Genomic DNA, 17,626 nt, shown 5'->3' with positions numbered 1-17,626 from the left:
AAGCACTGTCCAAAACCAGGATAGTGCTTTTTCTTATTTAGCTCATAAACTTATATCACCAGTATAATCATTAATCTTAGTTGGAATAACATATTCTCCTTCAATTTTTATATCAGGTCGGTAAAAAGTAGTTTTTACTGAGCCATCACTTTCTATTAAAATCTTTTTTAGTAATGGATAATCAATTACACAGCTTTTATTTTTTAAAATAGCTTCTTTTCTGACCAATTCTATGGCTTTAGCTTCTGATGTTCTTTGGGGAAGTCTTCTGGTAAGAGGAAATGGTCTGGTTTGAATGATATATGATTTAGAATATAGTGGAATTTCTAATGCTTTTTGATAGTCATTTTGATCGAGTTCAATGGTGAATTTTAAAACATCCAGTTTTACACCTATTGCTTTCAAATAACTGATAGGTATCTTTTTTTGAAAATCATGCCATAGTTTTCGGTGTTTTATAAACTGATTAAAATCTTTATAGCCGACCTTTTCAGCAATCTTTTTAATTTGAGAAATTTGATTTTCAAAATATTTTAGACTGCCTGATTTCTGTTTTAAATAAATCTTTGAGTTATAAAAGGGTATATAATCTTCAACTTTATTAATATTCCTGGAAGATAAATATGGAATAGTTCTTCCCACTGCTAACACTCCCCTTCATATTGACACTTTAGTTAAAATTATAATTAACTTTTCTATATATATATATTTCTTTATTAATGATTTTTTTCCTTTATTAAACAGATAATATAAACTCAAAGATTATTAATAACTTTAGTTTAACCAAAGGATATTATAGGGGAGTTACATTTTAATTTTTTTGTATTTGAAAATATTTATATGGTGCCTTTGCTTCTTTCCATGGAATTATACCTGCAGAGATAACAGTTTGGATAGTCCAGCGATATTTATTTCCAAACTCCAATATATTATCTTTGATTTTATATTCTTTATTATTATTTAGAATGATTCTATCTAATCTTTCCCATTTATCATCTTTATTTTTCACTTCAATTCGCAAATATGCTTGATTTACAGAAGAAAAATCATATTTGAATATAGGACTTTTAGTAGTTATATTTTGATTGCTTGTTGGATATTTCAATTCTGGAAAATCCATATTAAAATCTGCTTCTGAAATTATCAAACTAAAACTCTCTTTTGTTCCATCTTCAAAATTAATTTTACGAATATAATTGCCAGTAATCTTTTCATTTAAATTCCACCATTTATGCCATTGAGAATTAAAATGAGGCTCCATCTTATACTCTTTATCGTTAGGAGTAATTATTTTACCTGATTCAATCTTTTTATTAGTATTAGAATATGCATAAAACGCTATCTGCCATGTCTCTTGTTCATGAAAATCTGAATAATATTTTAGTATTGAAATTATTGGATTTAAAGTAATGTTTAAAGTATTTTCACCTGGTTTAATTGCAATTGTTTTTTGCCATAAAAATATTTTATCATTATCTGAGTTTGAGCTGGATTTAAACACTGAAGATCCTGTATAAATTTTAATTTTTATATTATTACCTTTTAAATCAGAAATTTTATAATGACCATTCTCATCTGTTATTGCCTTTTTCTCACCGATTTTAACAAGAGCATTTTTCACATTAGAAGCTGCATTCCCTCTTCTTACTTTAATCTGGCCAGAAATAAAGGTATTATCCTGAGCATTTACTATTTCTACTGAACCTGATAGTAATACTAATTCTAAAATAAAAATTAAAGTTATTATAGAAAAATATCTAATTGCTTTTTTATTTATAAATTGAGCTGATTTATGATTAATATTCATTATTATCACCCTAGGTTAAATAAATTTAATTTACAAGCAGTAAGAAGTAAAGCCATCTTCTTCAAAGCAGGCAGCATATATGCTTTTTTCTGACTTCAGATATTTAAAGAATAACTCAAAAGTGTGAACTCATTATCTTCAGATCAATAATTATAACCACAATCATATCCAACTAAAACTTTAGTTTCTTTTTCGATTATTTGATGGGGAAATGTCTTTTTAACAACATATTTTGCTTCGATAAATCCTCCCCATTTGGTAAAAAAGACTAATCTAACAACTACCTTATCTGCTTTAATCTTTATTTTGGGCTCAAAATCAATTTTTCTTATTTTTTCAACGCTCTCCTGATCAAATAACTGATTTTCCATAGTGCCAATATCTTCAGCTTCTACTCCAATTTTTTTTATTAGCTTTTCAGCTGCCTCTGGAGTGCAGATAAACTTCAGATCATTATATGCAGCATGCCAGAAAAGAGCAAATTGAGATCCCAGTGTAGCTAAAATTACAAATTGAAAATAGCTTTCTTCACTTCCATCCAATATAAGGTGATCCAAATAATTATCTAGATCATCATAGTTTAAAAAAGTACTAATAATGTTTTCTGAGTCATTGGATTTAAGCTCATTATTATTTATTTTATTTATTATTTTTTGGTATTCTGTTTTTTTAGACTCAGGATAGGCAATAATTACTGGCTCCCCACCCAGTCTCTGCTGCAGATAGAGATAATCAACCAGCCATCCTGGTTCTAGTTCAAGATTCTCTAGAATATCAAAGTAGTGGTCTATTTTAAATTCTGAATCTGACTTTTTAACATTTTCATTAAAAAGATCTGGTGCTTTTTTCTGATAAGATTTTAGTTGATTAATCCAGGCCTGAAACTTTTTAGCTTTAGTCATCTTTTTCATTTTTAAAACTCCTCATTTTTTTCTAGATTATTAAAAAAGTTTTAATATAAATAAGTAATCAAATAATCATTTACTTTATTTTTGAAAATATAAGATAGCATGTTAATGTTATTAAATTTTTTTTCTCTATTTAGAGCTATTAGGATTTAATTGTTCTGAACGATTATCCTGTGCAGCTTTATATGCATCATTATTATGACTCAAATCAGTATTATTTGAATTTAGTTGATCAGCATGATTATCTTGAACATTTTGATCATTTTTGCCCATATTTTCAACTCCTTTTTTAAATATTTAACATGCTATCTTATAAAATTAGCTATATTTAAAATATAATTTTCTTATTGTATGATTTTTCAAAATTTATTTCATCTTGACTTTTTTTAATCTTTAATGCTTTAAAAATATTATCCTTATTTTTAATTTGGTCAACTAATAATAAGCCTTCGATTTCAATCTCATTCTGGCTCAAATCCAGATATTTTTCGTTACTGTCTTTAATTAAATACATATAATCCAGAAGTTCTTTAAGACCTTTCTTAGCAGTATCATTATTTCTGGTATATTTCACTTCAGCCACAATTATCTTTTTTAAACTATTATCGGATCTATTTCTAATTTCAATTATTATATCAGGTCTACCGTTCCAGTAACTACTGGTGATTTCAGAATTAAAAATACTAGATATTTTTTTAGCATTTTTATAGCTTAAAGCTTTTCTTTTTAAATAAGAATTACAGCTATTTTCGACTTCACTTAACTTTACTTTCCAATTTAATTCATCAGATCCAGTTGAGTCGTGATAGAGGCTGTATTTATAATTCCCTTTGCTCCATTCTGCAGTCAGATTACTTTTCTTATCTAATAATTCTAGACTATATTTGTTAGTATTTGTTTCAATTAATTTCATCACCCAATATAATTCAAAGAGTACACTGTCTTTTTGGGGCTTAATGAAACTATCATTTAGTAATTTGATTATCTTTTCTTCATTTTCCTGCCAGATGTTATTTTCAACATAATTATAATATAATTTTAATAATTCAGCTGCTTTTCTATAGAGAATATTTCTGCTTTTTTTGCTGTCATTAATCATCCTATCCGTGACTATTACATTATCCAAATTTATTCTTTTTAAATATATATTTCTATTTATTATTTGATCAAAACTATTAAATAAACCATCATTTTCAAACCAATTAGAAAGCCAATGATAATCAGACCAGCTTCTTTTTAAATCATTAATCAAAATTTCATCAATAATCTTTAAAAACTTCTTCAAAACAAGATTTTCTTTAATATTAAAATCTTTATCCACCTGCTGACAGACAAATCGGCTCTTGTCATTAAAATTATTTTTACATCTGTTAGCTATTGTTGCCTGCCAGTCAATTCTACCTCGTATTTCACCATTAACTTCTCTATTATTTTTCTGAGTAGAAGTTTTTATATTTCTAATTAAATGAGGAAGTTCTTCTATAAAACTCATTACATCTTTATTTAATAGAAAATGAATTCTAAGAAGCTGATCAAAATTATTGATATTTAGATTCAGCTTTTTTATATAAGAATCAAGTTTAACAGTATTTCCCTGTTTTAAATAAATAATTAACATATCAGCTATTTCCTTAATCATTTCCTCAGGTTTAAGCTTGTGTTTAGCCAATTTCTTCTCCCTCTCTTAATTGAAAATAGTCAGTCATAAATGCTTTTAGTTCATATTTTTGTTCTTCTTTTAGACTTAAATTCAATTTAGATATTTGCTTATAGAAGTCATTTAATTTATCATAACTCAATCCTTCAAACTGAGGCAGTACATATGAAATTAATGCTGAAACATAATCATTATCATTTTCACTTAGATAATTAATAATATCTTTGACAATTGCTGGTCCAATTTTTCTATAATCATTAATGGTGCTCCATAATTCAACTATATTTTTAGTATCATTAGTATCCTCACCCCATTTATCAAAATAATTTTCTAATAATTCCTTATCAATTTCTTCTGGAATAGGAACTGGCACAAATGCGAAACGGCGCATAAAAGCATAACTCATCTCATAAAGTGAAGTTTTATCAAGAGTATTCATTGTTGCAATTATTCTCCAGTCATCTTTGATTTGAAAAATATTATCTAAGACATCGATATTTTCATTTTTAACTTCTGGAACTACCTTGATATAATTATCACCTTCATCTTTAAAAGAAAGAGTAATTTCATCACCAGTTAAAGCAGAAAATAAGGGACCAAAAGCTTTATCAATATCGGCCCTATTAATTTCATCAATAATAAGCCATTTACTTTTTTGAGCATGATTATTTTTAAAGCAGTCTAAAAAAACTCCTGGACTAAATTCTAAATTACCATTTTTATTAGGCCTGTAGCCTCCAATAGTATCAAATGTTGACCAGTCTGATGTAGCAGTCACCATCTGATAATTATTATCAACATAAGTCTCTGCAATCTCTTTGGCAAGTTTTGATTTTCCAGTTCCTGGCGGTCCTATTAAAATAATATGTTTGCCCTGTTTTAGGTTAGTTTCAATTCGTTTGATTAAGTTTTCTTTCATCGCTGGAGGGAAATGTAATTTTTGATCTAAATTTAATTTAACATTAAAATCAATAATATTAATTAAAATATCTTCATAATTTAATTCAGAAAGTTCCATTATTTTATTATATTCATTTTTGGTTAATTCTAATAAACTACCTTGAGCATTTGTCTTTATAATTTCACTATTTTTTAGTAATGGATCATTTTTAAGATCTTTCCAACTAGTTTTATTTGTCAAATAATTTAATTTTATTTCAATTCCTTCTTCATTATTTTGATTTTCATAAAAACTTTTAACCACCTTACCAAATCCTTTTATTTTTTTTATGGGAGAGGATTGGTAAAAAACTAACTTATCTCCTTTTTCAGCTTTTTTAAAATTATCAAATTTTCTATGTTTATTATTATTTGAATTATAGGCTGGATAAAATCTATTTTCATTTTTCTTCGTTTTATCAATTTTCCATATGTCAGGGTTAGCAGTAATCCAAAAATAATTTTTATTTTTCATTATAACAACTCCTATTATGTTATTCTAGATTTCAGAAACTAATCAAATTAAATAATTACTTTTTAGTCTTCTATTATAATTATAAAACATGAAAATTATTACCATTTTTATCCTCATCATTTTTAATATTAATTAAGTATTCCATAAATAATTTAACCTTATTTTTGCAGGAAAAATATCGTCTTTTTTAAATAAATGAAAGGCTTGTCAAAAATTAAGTTTCATTTTCTTTTGATAAGTGACTAATTTTTCTATTTAAGATTTATAAATATCTTTTAATAATTCTTTTATAATATTAATCATATCAAATATTTCTTCTGCAATTTTTTCTGCAGATTGTGTAGAGCTATCTAAATCTAATAATATTATTTTTTTATTGTAAATATTATAATTTAATTTCTTTTGAGATAATTTTATTAATGAGTCTTTTAAATTAGAAACAGCTGCTGGTGAATGCAAAAAGATTTTGACAGAGTTATTTGTAAATAAATCGGTGGCATTTCTAATATCTCTATACATAATATAAATATCATATCTATCTTCTCTAAACAACTCATGTTCAATTAAACTCTTAAATCTTATTTGTAATCTTCCTCTTGTTGATTTGTTTTCCCAAACATTTAACTGCAAGTATTCAGTGTTAAAATCATCTAATTGCTCTAATATAATATCATGAACTTTCCTCACAGTTGTGTTTAAATATCTATCTACATCATTTTTGGCTTCATTTAAGACTAAATAATCTTTAAGAAATAATTTACCCGCTTCTGATAGCTTTTCCATAACAATTTACTCTCCTTTTCTAATAGTTAATAAATCGATTATTAATTCATTTTCTTCTAAAAGATTTTCAAATTTTAATGCTTTATTTAATTTAAACCCATTATTTTGTAAATCACAAGCTAAATTAAAAAGTTTAGTTAAATTTGATTCTAATATTTCATAAGGACCAATTGCGAGATCCATTAATAGTCGTATTAAATTTTCTTTTGCTGTCACAGATAAAGTGTTATCATTAATTAATTCTAATCCCTTATTTACTAATTCTTGATGAGTCATAGAACTCCACTCATTATTAATATTATTAGAAACTTCAGGAACTAAATATACTTTTATTTGCTTTCTATCTTTAAATTTCTTATTATTTTTTAAAATTTGATTATATCTTTCTAACTGTTTTAAATCTGAATCCGGATGATCGCTTTCATTACTTAATATTTTATGTTCGATTATCATTATAAAATCATCAGACAAAATTACAATGTCTGCATAACCATAAATTTTTTTATTATTTTTTTCTATAGCTCCTAGATTAAATTCTGAGAATACTTCCACTTCTTGATTCCAGTCTGGTCTCAAATTATGTTTTTTAGCTTCTTGAGAGAATATAGATTTCAAAAGTTTATCGCTAATCCCATGACTATTTTTAGGATTAAGAAAATATGATAAATATTCTGTAAACCTTATTTCTCTCGTTCCCTTACCACAAATAGATAAAACAGGTAAGGGGATGCCAGATTTAAAATTAATTTGCTTTGTAATTTTATTAAGGATAAGTTGATTTTCTTCTTCCCAATTTTTAATATAGGACTCTTTAATTTTCTTTATTTTGTTTTGAATTGTATACTCCTTATTGGTGGAAGCTTTTTTTATACTCTTAATAACATTTTTAAATTTATCTATGTTTTTATTTGCATCAAAACTATTATTTTTAAAATCCAATTTACCTCACTCCATATATTAAACTTAGTTTATTCCTCCATTTTAATTGTCAAAACATAAAAATCATTACTGTTTTTATCCTTAGCTTTCCTGATGCTGATAATATCCAGCGGGTACTTATCTGGATCATCTAAATCTTTAATCCCATTGTCACTTAAGTATTTGATCAGTTTCTCTTTGCTCAAGTCTTCTAATCCCTGAACTGAAAAATAATAGGATAAAAAAGCATATTCATGTTCTGCCCAGAAGTCAGCTTTAACTTTTCTGCCGTCATCAAGCTCAATATAGTCGCTCTTTATTGAATGTGAATCATCAAAATTATTATTATCATCACTTTTGTCTACATACTTATAATATTCCATATCCAGCTCCTCTCTTAATCCAGCCAGTAAAGTTTGGTCTCATCAGGTTTTCTTCCCTGTATCTGCTTCCAGGCCCGTCTGTAGACATCTAACTGGGGCTGATATGCCTTTTCCTTTGTTAATTTATCTTCTTTGTTTTCAGGTCTGCCTGTTTTAAAATCAATAATAGTCCACTTATTCTCGAGCTTAAAAGCTAAATCAATGATTCCATTTAAATAAGTTGATTCATCAATTTTTAAGTAAAAAGCAAGCTCAGTTTCTGCTTTTTCTGCAGTTTGGAGCTTCTGAAAAAGTTCTGACTCTAAAAAATCATTAATCATTTTTTGCAGTGAAAGCTGATCATCTTCTTTGAGTTCATACTTATTCACTATTAATTTTAAATATTGGTCAATATACTTCTTCAAATAAATTTTACTTGCTTCTGGTTTTCTCTTGATCTCTTCAATCAAATACTCCATTAATTTGTGAGCAGCATTACCAAAATTCATTCCATTTTTATTTTCAGCATTTAAATGCTGATATAATTCTTTTTTATTATAATCTGTAGCTGTTTTTAGCTGATAGGTGTTTTCTGCCAGACTGTCAGCCCAGTCTTGATTATTTTGTTTAAAGGTTTCCAGCTCAGCGATTGATATTTCTCTGCTGATTTCATTTTTCTGATTTAAATTTTCTCTGTAAAAATCAAGATCTAATTCAGCAGTTTCTGGCTTCAGTATTCTGTGCCAGGGACTTTTATCAGGTTTTTTGGCTGAACTGCTGACAAGAAGCATATTCTTGGCTCTGGTTGCAGCAACGTAGAGCAATCTTTCCTCTTCAGCATCATTTTCTAAGCTTTCTAGCTCCTGATATTTTTCCCATTCAGGTGGCTGACCCAGTGTTTGATGATAGCCTTCCTTGAAAAGATAATAACCTCTGCTTTCCTGCTCTTCTCTGGATATATGTTTTTGTGGACTGTGTCTGCCTGATTTAGCAGGGTCAGCTAGAATTACGACAGGTGCTTCTAAGCCCTTGGCTCGGTGCAGATTTAAAATTCTAACAGCATCAGCAGTTGGTTCTAAATCAAGTTCTTCTTCAATTCCATCTTCAAAGAATTCTTCCAGCCTGGATAGAAGCAGCTTAAAACTAAAATATGATTCAGCTTCTTCTGCTTTTACAGCCTCTAAAAAATATAAGATGCTGCTGGCTCTGTTTCCTGCCAGCTCCTGCGTAAATACAAAGGGAAAGATGCCTAGATCTTCTATTATTTTTTCAAGTACTACAGCTGCTGAATATTCTTTTTTCCAGTGATAATATTTTTTTAATTTTTCTAAACTCTGATCATATCTTTTAATTCCAAGTTCTTCATCTTTAAAAAGCTCAAAATTTGCTCCAGCTTTTCTGCATTCAAAAAACTCCTGATCATCAAAAGCAAAATAGATAGTTTTTAGAGCGCCTACTAAATAAGCTGGTTCAGGCTGATTAACAACCTTTAATACTTTATGCAGATCTCTTAATTCAACTGCTGATCTTTCAAATGTGCTGCCTCCAGTAACATCCACAGGAATTCCTCGATCTTTAAGGGCTTTGATATATTCCTGTATCCCCTCTTTATAGCGGAGGATAATCATAAAATCACTGTAATCAGCTTTTTCATCTTTTTTACTGGCTTCTGCCCGGCTCAATTTAAATTTATTTTCAACTACAGCTTCAATAAAATCTGCAATATGAGCGGCATCTTTTGCTCTGATCTCATCTTTTTTACTGTAATCTGCAGCAACAGTTAGTGTTTTGATTCCCTTAAGTTGAAAACTGCTCTGATCTCTAACACTGACTAAGGGAGCATAGATCTCCTGATTTAAAGACTCCTCATTAACAAAAATATCCTTAAATACATCACTCAAATACTCTGTCAGCTCAGGCACTGTTCTAAAATTACTGTAAAGTTTGAGTACTTCACCTCCACTTTCTTTAATCTGCTTTTTAACCTGATTATAGATATTGATATCTGCTCGGCGGAAGCGATAAATCGACTGTTTTGGATCTCCCACTACAAAAAGTGATCCAGCTTCAGGTCGGAGCTTCTGGTAAATTCTTTCCTCAATATTTTCAGCAGTTAAATAAAAGATTATTTCTGCCTGTAGGGGATCGGTATCCTGAAATTCATCTACCATAATGGTGCTGTATTTCTTTTTAAAATATTTTCTAAGCTCTGGATTATTTTTTAAAGTTTTAGCTGTAATATGCAGCAGATCATGAAAGCTTAACTTTCCCTCTGCTAATTTTTGACTTCTAAAATGATCTATTCCCTGCTGCAGAAAAGATAGGATAATCCGATGCCTGTACAAATTCCAATCCTTCAGTGCTGGCTCAATATATTCTTCTCTAAGCTTTACTAAAATCTGATCTCTAAATATTTTAGCCTGTTTTTTATCTTGCCACCGGTTGAGGGTAACATCGGTTTTATTATCAAAGACTGATAGAAGTTCTGCCTTTTTTAATTTATTATCTTTAAGGTTATTGTATTTAATAATATTTTCAGCCTTTAATATCCTTTTTTGAGCTTTATCATAACCTTTTTCCGGCTCCTGATCCGGCATAAATATTTTAGCTTTCTTAATTAATTCTTTAATTTCATTAACAGCCAGATCAAAATCAGGCTTATCATTAGAGGCTGTTTGAAATTCTACATCAGGGTATTGAGTTAAATCCACAAAATAGTCTTTTAAACTGTGGGGATCAATCCCGATTTCTTCTAATTTTTCAAGTTTCTCTGGCTGATTTAAGCGGAGTTGATTTAAGTACAGCTGATAGCTTCTGCGGTTGAGTTCTTTTTCTTCTCTGCCTGAAAGTTCCTGAAAGTCAGGATCTACAGCTGCTTCTATCGGCCTTTCTCTTAAAATTCGAGCAGCAAAGGCATGGATTGTCCCAATATAATAACTGCTGAAATTACTTAAAGCTTCTTTAATATTTTCAGCTTCTGCTGAACCTAATTCTTGATTATTTAATTCAGATTCCAGTTTGATCTGTATCCTTAATTTAAGTTCTGCTGCCGCTTTTCTGGTAAAAGTTATAATTGCTATTTTGCCCTCAGATTCTCCATTTTTAACCAGAGAAATAAAGCGTTTGACCAAGCTGTAGGTTTTGCCTGATCCAGCTCCTGCTTCTACTAAAAAGTTGCTCATTAAGTCATTTTCAATGGCATCACGGGCAGCCTGATCTTCTAATATTTTATTCATAGTCTTTAAGCCCCCTCAGCTTTTTTACAGCAGCTTCTGCAGAAGTTTTAAAAAGCTCTGATAATTTATCATCTTTTTCTCTTTCACAGATCAGCTGATTGTAGTCACAGTACTTACATTCCTTATTATCTTTATCATAAGCTGCTGCTATAAATGTACCTGCTTCAGCTGTATTTAATAAAATATCTAATATTTCTTTAAGTTTTTCTTTTCTATTATTCTTTCTGATATATTTCTTTTTAACTGCCCCCTGATTAACAAAAAGATAGAGAAATTCTCTTACTTCTGCCTCAAGTTCTTCTGCAAAGGCAGCAGAATAAAGTGCAGGCTGCAGCTGAGTACCCTCTTTAAAATATTCCTGCTCACTGTAGCTGTAATCCCCACCAGTTTTATAGTCAATTATTCTGTAACTTCCGTCATTAAGCCTATCAATTCTATCAATCTTACCCCGAAGTTTGATTTCTCTGCCAGAATTTAGTTTTAAGATATAGTTATCAAAAAATCTTTCTACAAATACGGGTTCCGAATCTTTTAATTCCATTTCGATTAGACTCAAAAATAGATCAGTTCTTTCTCTTAATTCTTTTAGCTTTAACTGATAGATAAGTTCTGAAGGTGGGATGACCTCTAACCTCATTTTTTCTGCTTCTTCATTTAAAATTTTATTGATCAGCCTTCTTTTTTCTTCAGAATCCAGCTGCTTACTGCTTTCTATCATCTCTTTAATGAAATGTTCAAAAACAGAATGGAGCAGTGTACCCTGTTCTAAAGGAGAAAGCCAGCTGAATGGATCAAGTTCAGCTTCCTCTGGAGCTGAAATTCCTAAAACATAATTTAAAAAATATTTATAAGGGCATTTCGCTATTGTTTCCAGCCTGCTGCTGGAATAAACAGGCTCTTCAGCCTGCAGCTGAGCTTCACTTTTAAAAATGGAGCTTAATCTGCCGCTGTATTTATTAAATTCAGGCTCTAATTCAGCATCTAAAAATTCCAGCCCTTTTTCAAAATTAGGATAAAAGTTTAAAAGCAGCTCTTTTTTATTAGTTATCTTGTCAGCAGCTTTAAAATTGCTTAAAAAATACTCATTTAAATTTAATGAATTAGCAGCTGAATCAGGGGCAAAGGCAGTTGTTTTAACTGCATCAGCTTTAAAATCTTTAAATGTCAGCGTCTGATCAGTTTCTCTTTTCCGGTAGGCATCTAAGAGCAGAAATGAAGGCAGCTGTTCTCTGCTGTCCTGGATGCTGTAATTAGAGTAGCTTAAAAGTTTATTGGCACTATTTTTATATATTACCGTTTCTAAATCCAGCAGTGCTTTTTTATTTTTTTCAGTGCTCAAGCTTAAATTTGGATAGTAATTTCTTTCAAAATCTAGAATAACCGGATTTTCACTCTGAGATTCAGAGATATTGTTTTCTTCTAAACCAATAAAAATTTCATTTTTTCTATTTGAATATAGGGCAGCGGTAGAGGGCGCTAAATATATTTTCCCCGGTTCAGGACCCGAAATATTTACTCTTTCATCTTTGATTAAATCCTGCAGCCTCCTGATTACCACTTCTTTAGCCTCTAATAAATCAAAGTACTTAATAAAAAGCTTTAATTTCCTTAGAATTATATTTTTTGCTTCCTGATCTATATCTTTTTTCACTTTTAGCTGAGCAATTATATTTAAAAGTGTATGAGCAACATCTGCAGCTCTAAGCTGATTTTCATAATTAGGGTTTTCTCTCAGCTCAGCCAGGTAGTTATAATATACTGCAGCTGCTTTAGTATTATTGATTGAAATACCGCCGGCAAAGCTGACAGCTAAATTATAGTTTTGAGCTAAATTATAAAACTGCTGGCTATAGGGTTCCTGACTAAGATAATATACTGTTGTTTGATCAGCTTTAAAATCAGCTTCAGTTATTTTTCTTAAAATATTGTTAACTTCATTTGTACTGCCATAGGCAGCTAAGAATTCTGCCTCAAAGTTCTCTTCATTATTTCTATTCAGTTTAAAATTATATGCTGCAGAAGACTGACTTTTAATTTTATTTAAAAATTTCCTTTCTAAAGAGGAAAGTTCAATATCTTCAGGCTGGATAATTACAGCCTCTTTCAGATTAAATTTCTCCATTGTTAAGGCCAAGTGATAGGCTGCTGCCTGATCGAGATAGTTTTCCTGTTTAAGTTTTTCCTGATAGCTTTTATTTATTAATTTCAAATCTTCTGTCTTTTCAGCCTTAATAAATTTATTGGCCTCAATATCTTCAGTATTATAACCTGCCATTCTATATTCTAAAATTGTTCCAGCTAAGAGATTTATACTGCCGCTGCTTAACTGCAGCTGATCAAAATATTTAAGTTTAGCTTCAGCTTTAAGTTCAATTAGCACTCGATAAATTAAATATGATGCCTGCTGATTTTCAATTAAAGTTAAATTATCATTAAAAAGCTGCAGCTCCAAAGATTTTTTAAGCAGTCCCAGTGGTGTTTCTAAGTCACAATTAAAAATTTTTATTCCCTCTTGATTTAAATTATGTAAAAGCTGCCTGCCTGAGCTGAAAGAAGGCATAAGCAGCATTTTTCTTTTTTGGGGATATTTTTTGATTATTTCTTTAAGCTCTAAATTTTTATTTTCTGACATAATATCATTCCTCTAATATTAAATTATATTAAGCTTCTGGAGCCTGATCAGAAATGTTTTTGATTTCATCATTTTTAAAACTAATCCAAACTGCATTGTTCCGCATCCAGTCTAATTCCTTTTTAACTTCATCTGAAACTGATAAAGTATTCTCCTCAAAAAAGAACACACACAAATCATTAGGAGCTGGAAATTCCTGTTTGGCATAAATAAATATATATATTGGGATTTAACTCATTCAGTTTTTGTGAATACTGAAAGAAGTTTTCTGCATTTTTGCTGGAGTATTCTTCAAATTTATTAATAACAGAAAAATTATTGTTAGCTAACTTTTTACTTGGCACTAAATTACCTTCTGTATTATTAAAATATATCGGTAAAAATCTCCGCATATCAGTTTTCCCTGGATCAGTAAATTTTTTTAATGTATCAAGTATTAAATTAAAAGTTATACCTTCAATTGAATAATTTGAATTCATCTGAAAATAAAGCAGGATGGTTCGATAACCAAAAAAGCTTCTGTCACTTCCGTACTGTCCTCTTATTCTGCGGCTGGCAGCAGAACTATTCCGATAACTAATCTTGTTCTTTTTATTATTTACTAAATGGTATAAATCTTTTCTCCAGGATAAATCCATTTTTATACCTCCAGATTTAATGTTTTATAAATCATAAGCTTATATTACTTTCATAACCATTAATCTTGCTTGGAACAATGTATTTCCCTTTAATTTTGATCTCTGGTTGGTAATAAGCAGGTAAAACTGAACCATCAGTGTCAATAAAAATCTTTTTAAGAGATGGATAATTGATCACACAGCTTATATTTTCTATAATTGCCTTTCTTTTTACTAATTCTATTGCTTTATCTTCTGAAATATTATCTGGAAGTCTTCTGGCAAGAGGAATTGGTCTAGTTTGAATGATGTATGATTTAGGATATCGTGGGACTTTTAGAGCTTTTTGATAGTCATTTTGGTCAAGTTCAATAGTAAATTCTAAAACTTCAAGTTCCACACCTATTGCTGTTAGATAACTAATCGGAATTTTTCTATCAAAGTTATGCCATAATTTACGGTGTTTTATAAACTGATTAAAGTCTTGATAGCCTACTTTTTCAGCAATTTTTCTGAGCTCAGGAATTTGATCCTTAAAATAAGTTAAAGAACCTACTTTTTGTTTTAAATATGCTTTGGAATTATAGAAAGGCTGATAATCTTCTGTTTTATTTATGGTCTTAGCAGGTAAGAATGGATTATTTTTGGCCATTGCTACCACTTCCCCTCTTATATTGGGCTTTAGTTAAAAAATATACATCATTATTATATATTTCTAGATTAATTACACTTTTCCTTTTATTAGAAAAATAAATGATGAAATATTATCTTTATCTATTACTACTTTCTATTTAAATAGTAACATGGGGAAGTGACAGCAGTATGTCGCGAACTGGTGTTTTTTTACTAAATATATTATAATTAATTTTATTTTTTTAAAAAAATAACCAGTCAAATTTTAATTTTTGACTGGTTAGAAAAATACTTTATTTAATTTTAAAACCAGGGCATTGCCTGCATAATAACAGTTACAACAATTGTACTGATTCCCATAGAAGAAACATTTCCTATAAAAGGGTGAAAATCTTCAGGAAGTTTTTTTATAATAAATTCAGCCATTGGAGCACCTATTAATCCACCCATAATTCCAGCTGCAATTGCAACTGGTATGGTTCCACCGAAAGTCAATACACAGGCAGGTCCAACGCTCACTACTGGAACAAAAGTAGAATAAAATCCTTCATCTCTGTATTTGTGATAGTAAAAATAGATTCCAACTGAGGAAGCTATAAATTGGGAAAGTAAAATAGCAGGAACCACTCCACTACCATATCCACTATGAGCAGTATTTATAAACCAACCCATTATCAGTGCAGTTATCATAAATACACCAGCAAGCTCGTTTCCATAAAACTGAGCTTCTGTAAAATCTGCAAAAACTCTTCTTATAAACCAGATAGCATTTCCTTTTTCCGAAAGAGATTCTCGTTGATCATTTTCAAAATCAGGCATTGATCTTTTATCTACCCATGGAATGACACGGGCTATTGACATAGCAATAATACCTGTAAGTGCCATTGTAAAAACATTACCTGTAACACCATGGACATCAAAAATTGGAACGATGTTAACCATAAACCAGAGTCCTACTGGAAAACAGATAGTTCCACCAATTATTGAAGCTGTAATTAGATTTTTTAATCCAGGACCATAAAGAAGCATTAAAGATGGTGCAACACTTACAACAGTAATAAATGTTGGCAGCCAATTATATTCCGAATTTAAAAATAATCCTGTATAATTAAGTAGAATATTGCCTATAAATAATGATAAAATTTGAGAAGAAATCACCCAGGGCCATAGACGACTACCGTAAGAAATTCTGAAACCAGCAAATTTTGATTTGCTTTCATCAAGTCTCCATGCTAAAAAACCACCTATAATCAAACCTGAAGAAGCAAAAACACCTGCATAAAACTGTGCTTCTGTAAAGTTCATCAGAAACCAGTATATTTCTGATTTAATATTACTTCCCATTCCCGATATTATATTGTTATAGTTTAAAATATCATTTACACTGCCTGCACTTTTCATTATAAAATAAAGCAGAAATGCTATAACTAAGGTCGTCACAAAACCAATAAATGATCCAGTTTTTTTATTTTTGATATCTTCCATCATTTACCTCCTATTTTTATCTTAAAATATATTCCAGAAAAACTCTAGCTGTTTCTTTAACAGATTTTAATTTTGTTTTTTCATTTGTTTGATGTGCCATGGAATCTTCACCGGGACCAAATATTACAAAAGGACAGTTTAGTTCAGGAATTATTTGTGAAGCATCAGTATAAAAATTAAGCCCTTTTATATTTGGATTAAATTTATAATCTGCAAAAATTTCTTTAAGTTTGATAATGTTATCATCATTTTCTTTTACTTTTAATGGTGGTCTATTATTTTCTATTTTTATTCTTATTTCAACACCACTTTTTTCTTTAAATTTTTCAATTAATTTATTAGCTTTTTCAATGATGAGATCATGTTTATCTCCAGGTATTGTTCTAATATCAACTGTAGCTTCTGCTAATTCCGGAATTATATTTGTTTTAATTCCTCCATTAATGGTTGTTATTTCTGCAGAACTTTTTCCCAACAAATAATGTTTTTTATCATCTAAAATTTCATTTTTCAAACTACTAATAAATGAAAAAATATTTTCTATGGCATTTACGCCATTGTCAGGCATCGATGCATGAGCTGGTTTCCCATGAGCAGTTATTTTTAACCATAATGCACCTTTTTCTGCTAAACCAAGTTGGCATCCAGTTGGTTCTGGTATAAAGATAAATTCAGTGTTTTTTAATATATTTTCTTTTATAAGTGCTTTTGCTCCTAAACCGCCTGACTCTTCATCTGCAGTAAAACAAAAATAAAGGGTTTTCTTTGGTATTATATTATTATCTAGTATATGAAGTGCAGCAGTAATCATTGCTGCAACTCCTCCCTTCATATCTGCAGATCCTCTTCCATAAATATAATCTCCAACTATTTTTGCATCAAATGGATCTAATTCCCAGCCATCTTTATTTTCTACTGGGACTGTATCTATATGTCCTATAAAAGCGATAGATTTATCGCTAATCCCTTTAATTTTTAGATATAAACTGGCCCTATTATCACCATGGTCAATTATGTTTTTTTCTAAATCATATTTTTCAAAATAATCTAAAATAACATCCACAGCATCTTTTTCATTTCCTGGTGGGTTTTCTGTATTTGTTCTGATCAGTTTCTGTAAAATTTCTTCACTTTTATTAAGCGGTAAGTCTTTTATAGTCATTGGATCAACTCC

At 29.6% G+C, this 17,626-nt stretch carries 16 protein-coding genes; all 16 read right to left on the bottom strand.

What is annotated here, in order from left to right:
* Positions 1-42 precede the first annotated feature (42 nt).
* The gene (locus tag HSACCH_RS04160) at positions 43-642 is read right to left on the bottom strand and encodes a hypothetical protein (protein ID WP_005488093.1); all 600 of its coding nucleotides are present in this window, start codon (positions 640-642) and stop codon (positions 43-45) included.
* Between the two features lie 169 nt (positions 643-811).
* Positions 812-1,807 (bottom strand): hypothetical protein, encoded by a 996-nt coding sequence (locus HSACCH_RS04155; RefSeq protein WP_005488092.1) that lies wholly within the window; start codon positions 1,805-1,807, stop codon positions 812-814.
* Positions 1,808-1,950: 143 nt separating this feature from the next.
* Positions 1,951-2,718: a hypothetical protein gene (locus HSACCH_RS04150; protein WP_005488091.1), complete on the bottom strand. Its 768-nt coding sequence runs from the start codon at positions 2,716-2,718 to the stop codon at positions 1,951-1,953.
* 126 nt (positions 2,719-2,844) lie between these two features.
* Positions 2,845-2,988: a hypothetical protein gene (locus tag HSACCH_RS14005; protein WP_005488090.1), complete on the bottom strand. Its 144-nt coding sequence runs from the start codon at positions 2,986-2,988 to the stop codon at positions 2,845-2,847.
* A gap of 55 nt (positions 2,989-3,043) precedes the next feature.
* Positions 3,044-4,384, bottom strand: a complete 1,341-nt coding sequence (locus HSACCH_RS04145; RefSeq protein ID WP_005488089.1) for a hypothetical protein — start codon at positions 4,382-4,384, stop codon at positions 3,044-3,046.
* Positions 4,377-5,786: an AAA family ATPase gene (locus HSACCH_RS13550; RefSeq protein ID WP_005488087.1), complete on the bottom strand. Its 1,410-nt coding sequence runs from the start codon at positions 5,784-5,786 to the stop codon at positions 4,377-4,379. Before HSACCH_RS13550 ends, HSACCH_RS04145 begins: the two co-directional genes overlap by 8 nt.
* Before the next feature lie 255 nt (positions 5,787-6,041).
* Positions 6,042-6,569 carry a hypothetical protein gene (locus tag HSACCH_RS04135; protein WP_005488086.1) on the bottom strand — a complete coding sequence of 176 codons (528 nt, stop codon included), beginning with the start codon at positions 6,567-6,569 and terminating at the stop codon, positions 6,042-6,044.
* A 6-nt stretch (positions 6,570-6,575) separates the two neighbouring features.
* Complete coding sequence (locus HSACCH_RS04130; RefSeq protein ID WP_005488085.1) at positions 6,576-7,508, bottom strand: PD-(D/E)XK nuclease family protein; 933 nt, start codon at positions 7,506-7,508, stop codon at positions 6,576-6,578.
* 29 nt (positions 7,509-7,537) lie between these two features.
* On the bottom strand, positions 7,538-7,870 hold the full coding sequence (locus HSACCH_RS04125) for a hypothetical protein (protein ID WP_005488083.1): 333 nt from the start codon (positions 7,868-7,870) through the stop codon (positions 7,538-7,540).
* A 14-nt stretch (positions 7,871-7,884) separates the two neighbouring features.
* Positions 7,885-11,085 (bottom strand): UvrD-helicase domain-containing protein, encoded by a 3,201-nt coding sequence (locus tag HSACCH_RS04120; RefSeq protein WP_005488081.1) that lies wholly within the window; start codon positions 11,083-11,085, stop codon positions 7,885-7,887.
* Positions 11,078-13,717 carry a PD-(D/E)XK nuclease family protein gene (locus HSACCH_RS04115; protein WP_005488079.1) on the bottom strand — a complete coding sequence of 880 codons (2,640 nt, stop codon included), beginning with the start codon at positions 13,715-13,717 and terminating at the stop codon, positions 11,078-11,080. Before HSACCH_RS04115 ends, HSACCH_RS04120 begins: the two co-directional genes overlap by 8 nt.
* Positions 13,718-13,745: 28 nt before the next feature.
* Entirely contained in the window at positions 13,746-13,886 is a 141-nt protein-coding gene (locus tag HSACCH_RS13910; protein WP_005488074.1) for a hypothetical protein, read from the bottom strand.
* 10 nt (positions 13,887-13,896) lie between these two features.
* A complete protein-coding gene (locus tag HSACCH_RS04110) occupies positions 13,897-14,355 on the bottom strand; it encodes a hypothetical protein (RefSeq protein ID WP_005488073.1) in 459 nt (152 codons plus the stop codon).
* 31 nt (positions 14,356-14,386) lie between these two features.
* Complete coding sequence (locus HSACCH_RS04105) at positions 14,387-14,986, bottom strand: hypothetical protein (RefSeq protein WP_040476954.1); 600 nt, start codon at positions 14,984-14,986, stop codon at positions 14,387-14,389.
* 284 nt (positions 14,987-15,270) lie between these two features.
* A complete protein-coding gene (locus HSACCH_RS04100; protein WP_005488070.1) occupies positions 15,271-16,452 on the bottom strand; it encodes a hypothetical protein in 1,182 nt (393 codons plus the stop codon).
* A gap of 16 nt (positions 16,453-16,468) precedes the next feature.
* Positions 16,469-17,614 carry a M20 family metallopeptidase gene (locus tag HSACCH_RS04095; protein ID WP_040476952.1) on the bottom strand — a complete coding sequence of 382 codons (1,146 nt, stop codon included), beginning with the start codon at positions 17,612-17,614 and terminating at the stop codon, positions 16,469-16,471.
* Positions 17,615-17,626 lie beyond the last annotated feature (12 nt).

This window comes from Halanaerobium saccharolyticum subsp. saccharolyticum DSM 6643, assembly GCF_000350165.1.
Taxonomy (GTDB): Bacteria; Bacillota; Halanaerobiia; order Halanaerobiales; family Halanaerobiaceae; genus Halanaerobium; species Halanaerobium saccharolyticum.
The sequence above is the reverse complement of the archived record's forward strand: the minus strand, read 5'-3'. Positions and strand labels throughout refer to the sequence as shown.

Coding starts and splice junctions, on each gene's coding strand:
- HSACCH_RS04155 (WP_005488092.1), bottom strand. CDS start 1,807: ATGAATATTAATCATAAATCAGCTCAATTTATAAATAAAAAAGCAATT.
- HSACCH_RS04150 (WP_005488091.1), bottom strand. CDS start 2,718: ATGAAAAAGATGACTAAAGCTAAAAAGTTTCAGGCCTGGATTAATCAA.
- HSACCH_RS14005 (WP_005488090.1), bottom strand. CDS start 2,988: ATGGGCAAAAATGATCAAAATGTTCAAGATAATCATGCTGATCAACTA.
- HSACCH_RS13550 (WP_005488087.1), bottom strand. CDS start 5,786: ATGAAAAATAAAAATTATTTTTGGATTACTGCTAACCCTGACATATGG.
- HSACCH_RS04135 (WP_005488086.1), bottom strand. CDS start 6,569: ATGGAAAAGCTATCAGAAGCGGGTAAATTATTTCTTAAAGATTATTTA.
- HSACCH_RS04125 (WP_005488083.1), bottom strand. CDS start 7,870: ATGGAATATTATAAGTATGTAGACAAAAGTGATGATAATAATAATTTT.
- HSACCH_RS04120 (WP_005488081.1), bottom strand. CDS start 11,085: ATGAATAAAATATTAGAAGATCAGGCTGCCCGTGATGCCATTGAAAAT.
- HSACCH_RS04115 (WP_005488079.1), bottom strand. CDS start 13,717: ATGTCAGAAAATAAAAATTTAGAGCTTAAAGAAATAATCAAAAAATAT.
- HSACCH_RS04110 (WP_005488073.1), bottom strand. CDS start 14,355: ATGGATTTATCCTGGAGAAAAGATTTATACCATTTAGTAAATAATAAA.
- HSACCH_RS04105 (WP_040476954.1), bottom strand. CDS start 14,986: ATGGCCAAAAATAATCCATTCTTACCTGCTAAGACCATAAATAAAACA.
- HSACCH_RS04100 (WP_005488070.1), bottom strand. CDS start 16,452: ATGGAAGATATCAAAAATAAAAAAACTGGATCATTTATTGGTTTTGTG.
- HSACCH_RS04095 (WP_040476952.1), bottom strand. CDS start 17,614: ATGACTATAAAAGACTTACCGCTTAATAAAAGTGAAGAAATTTTACAG.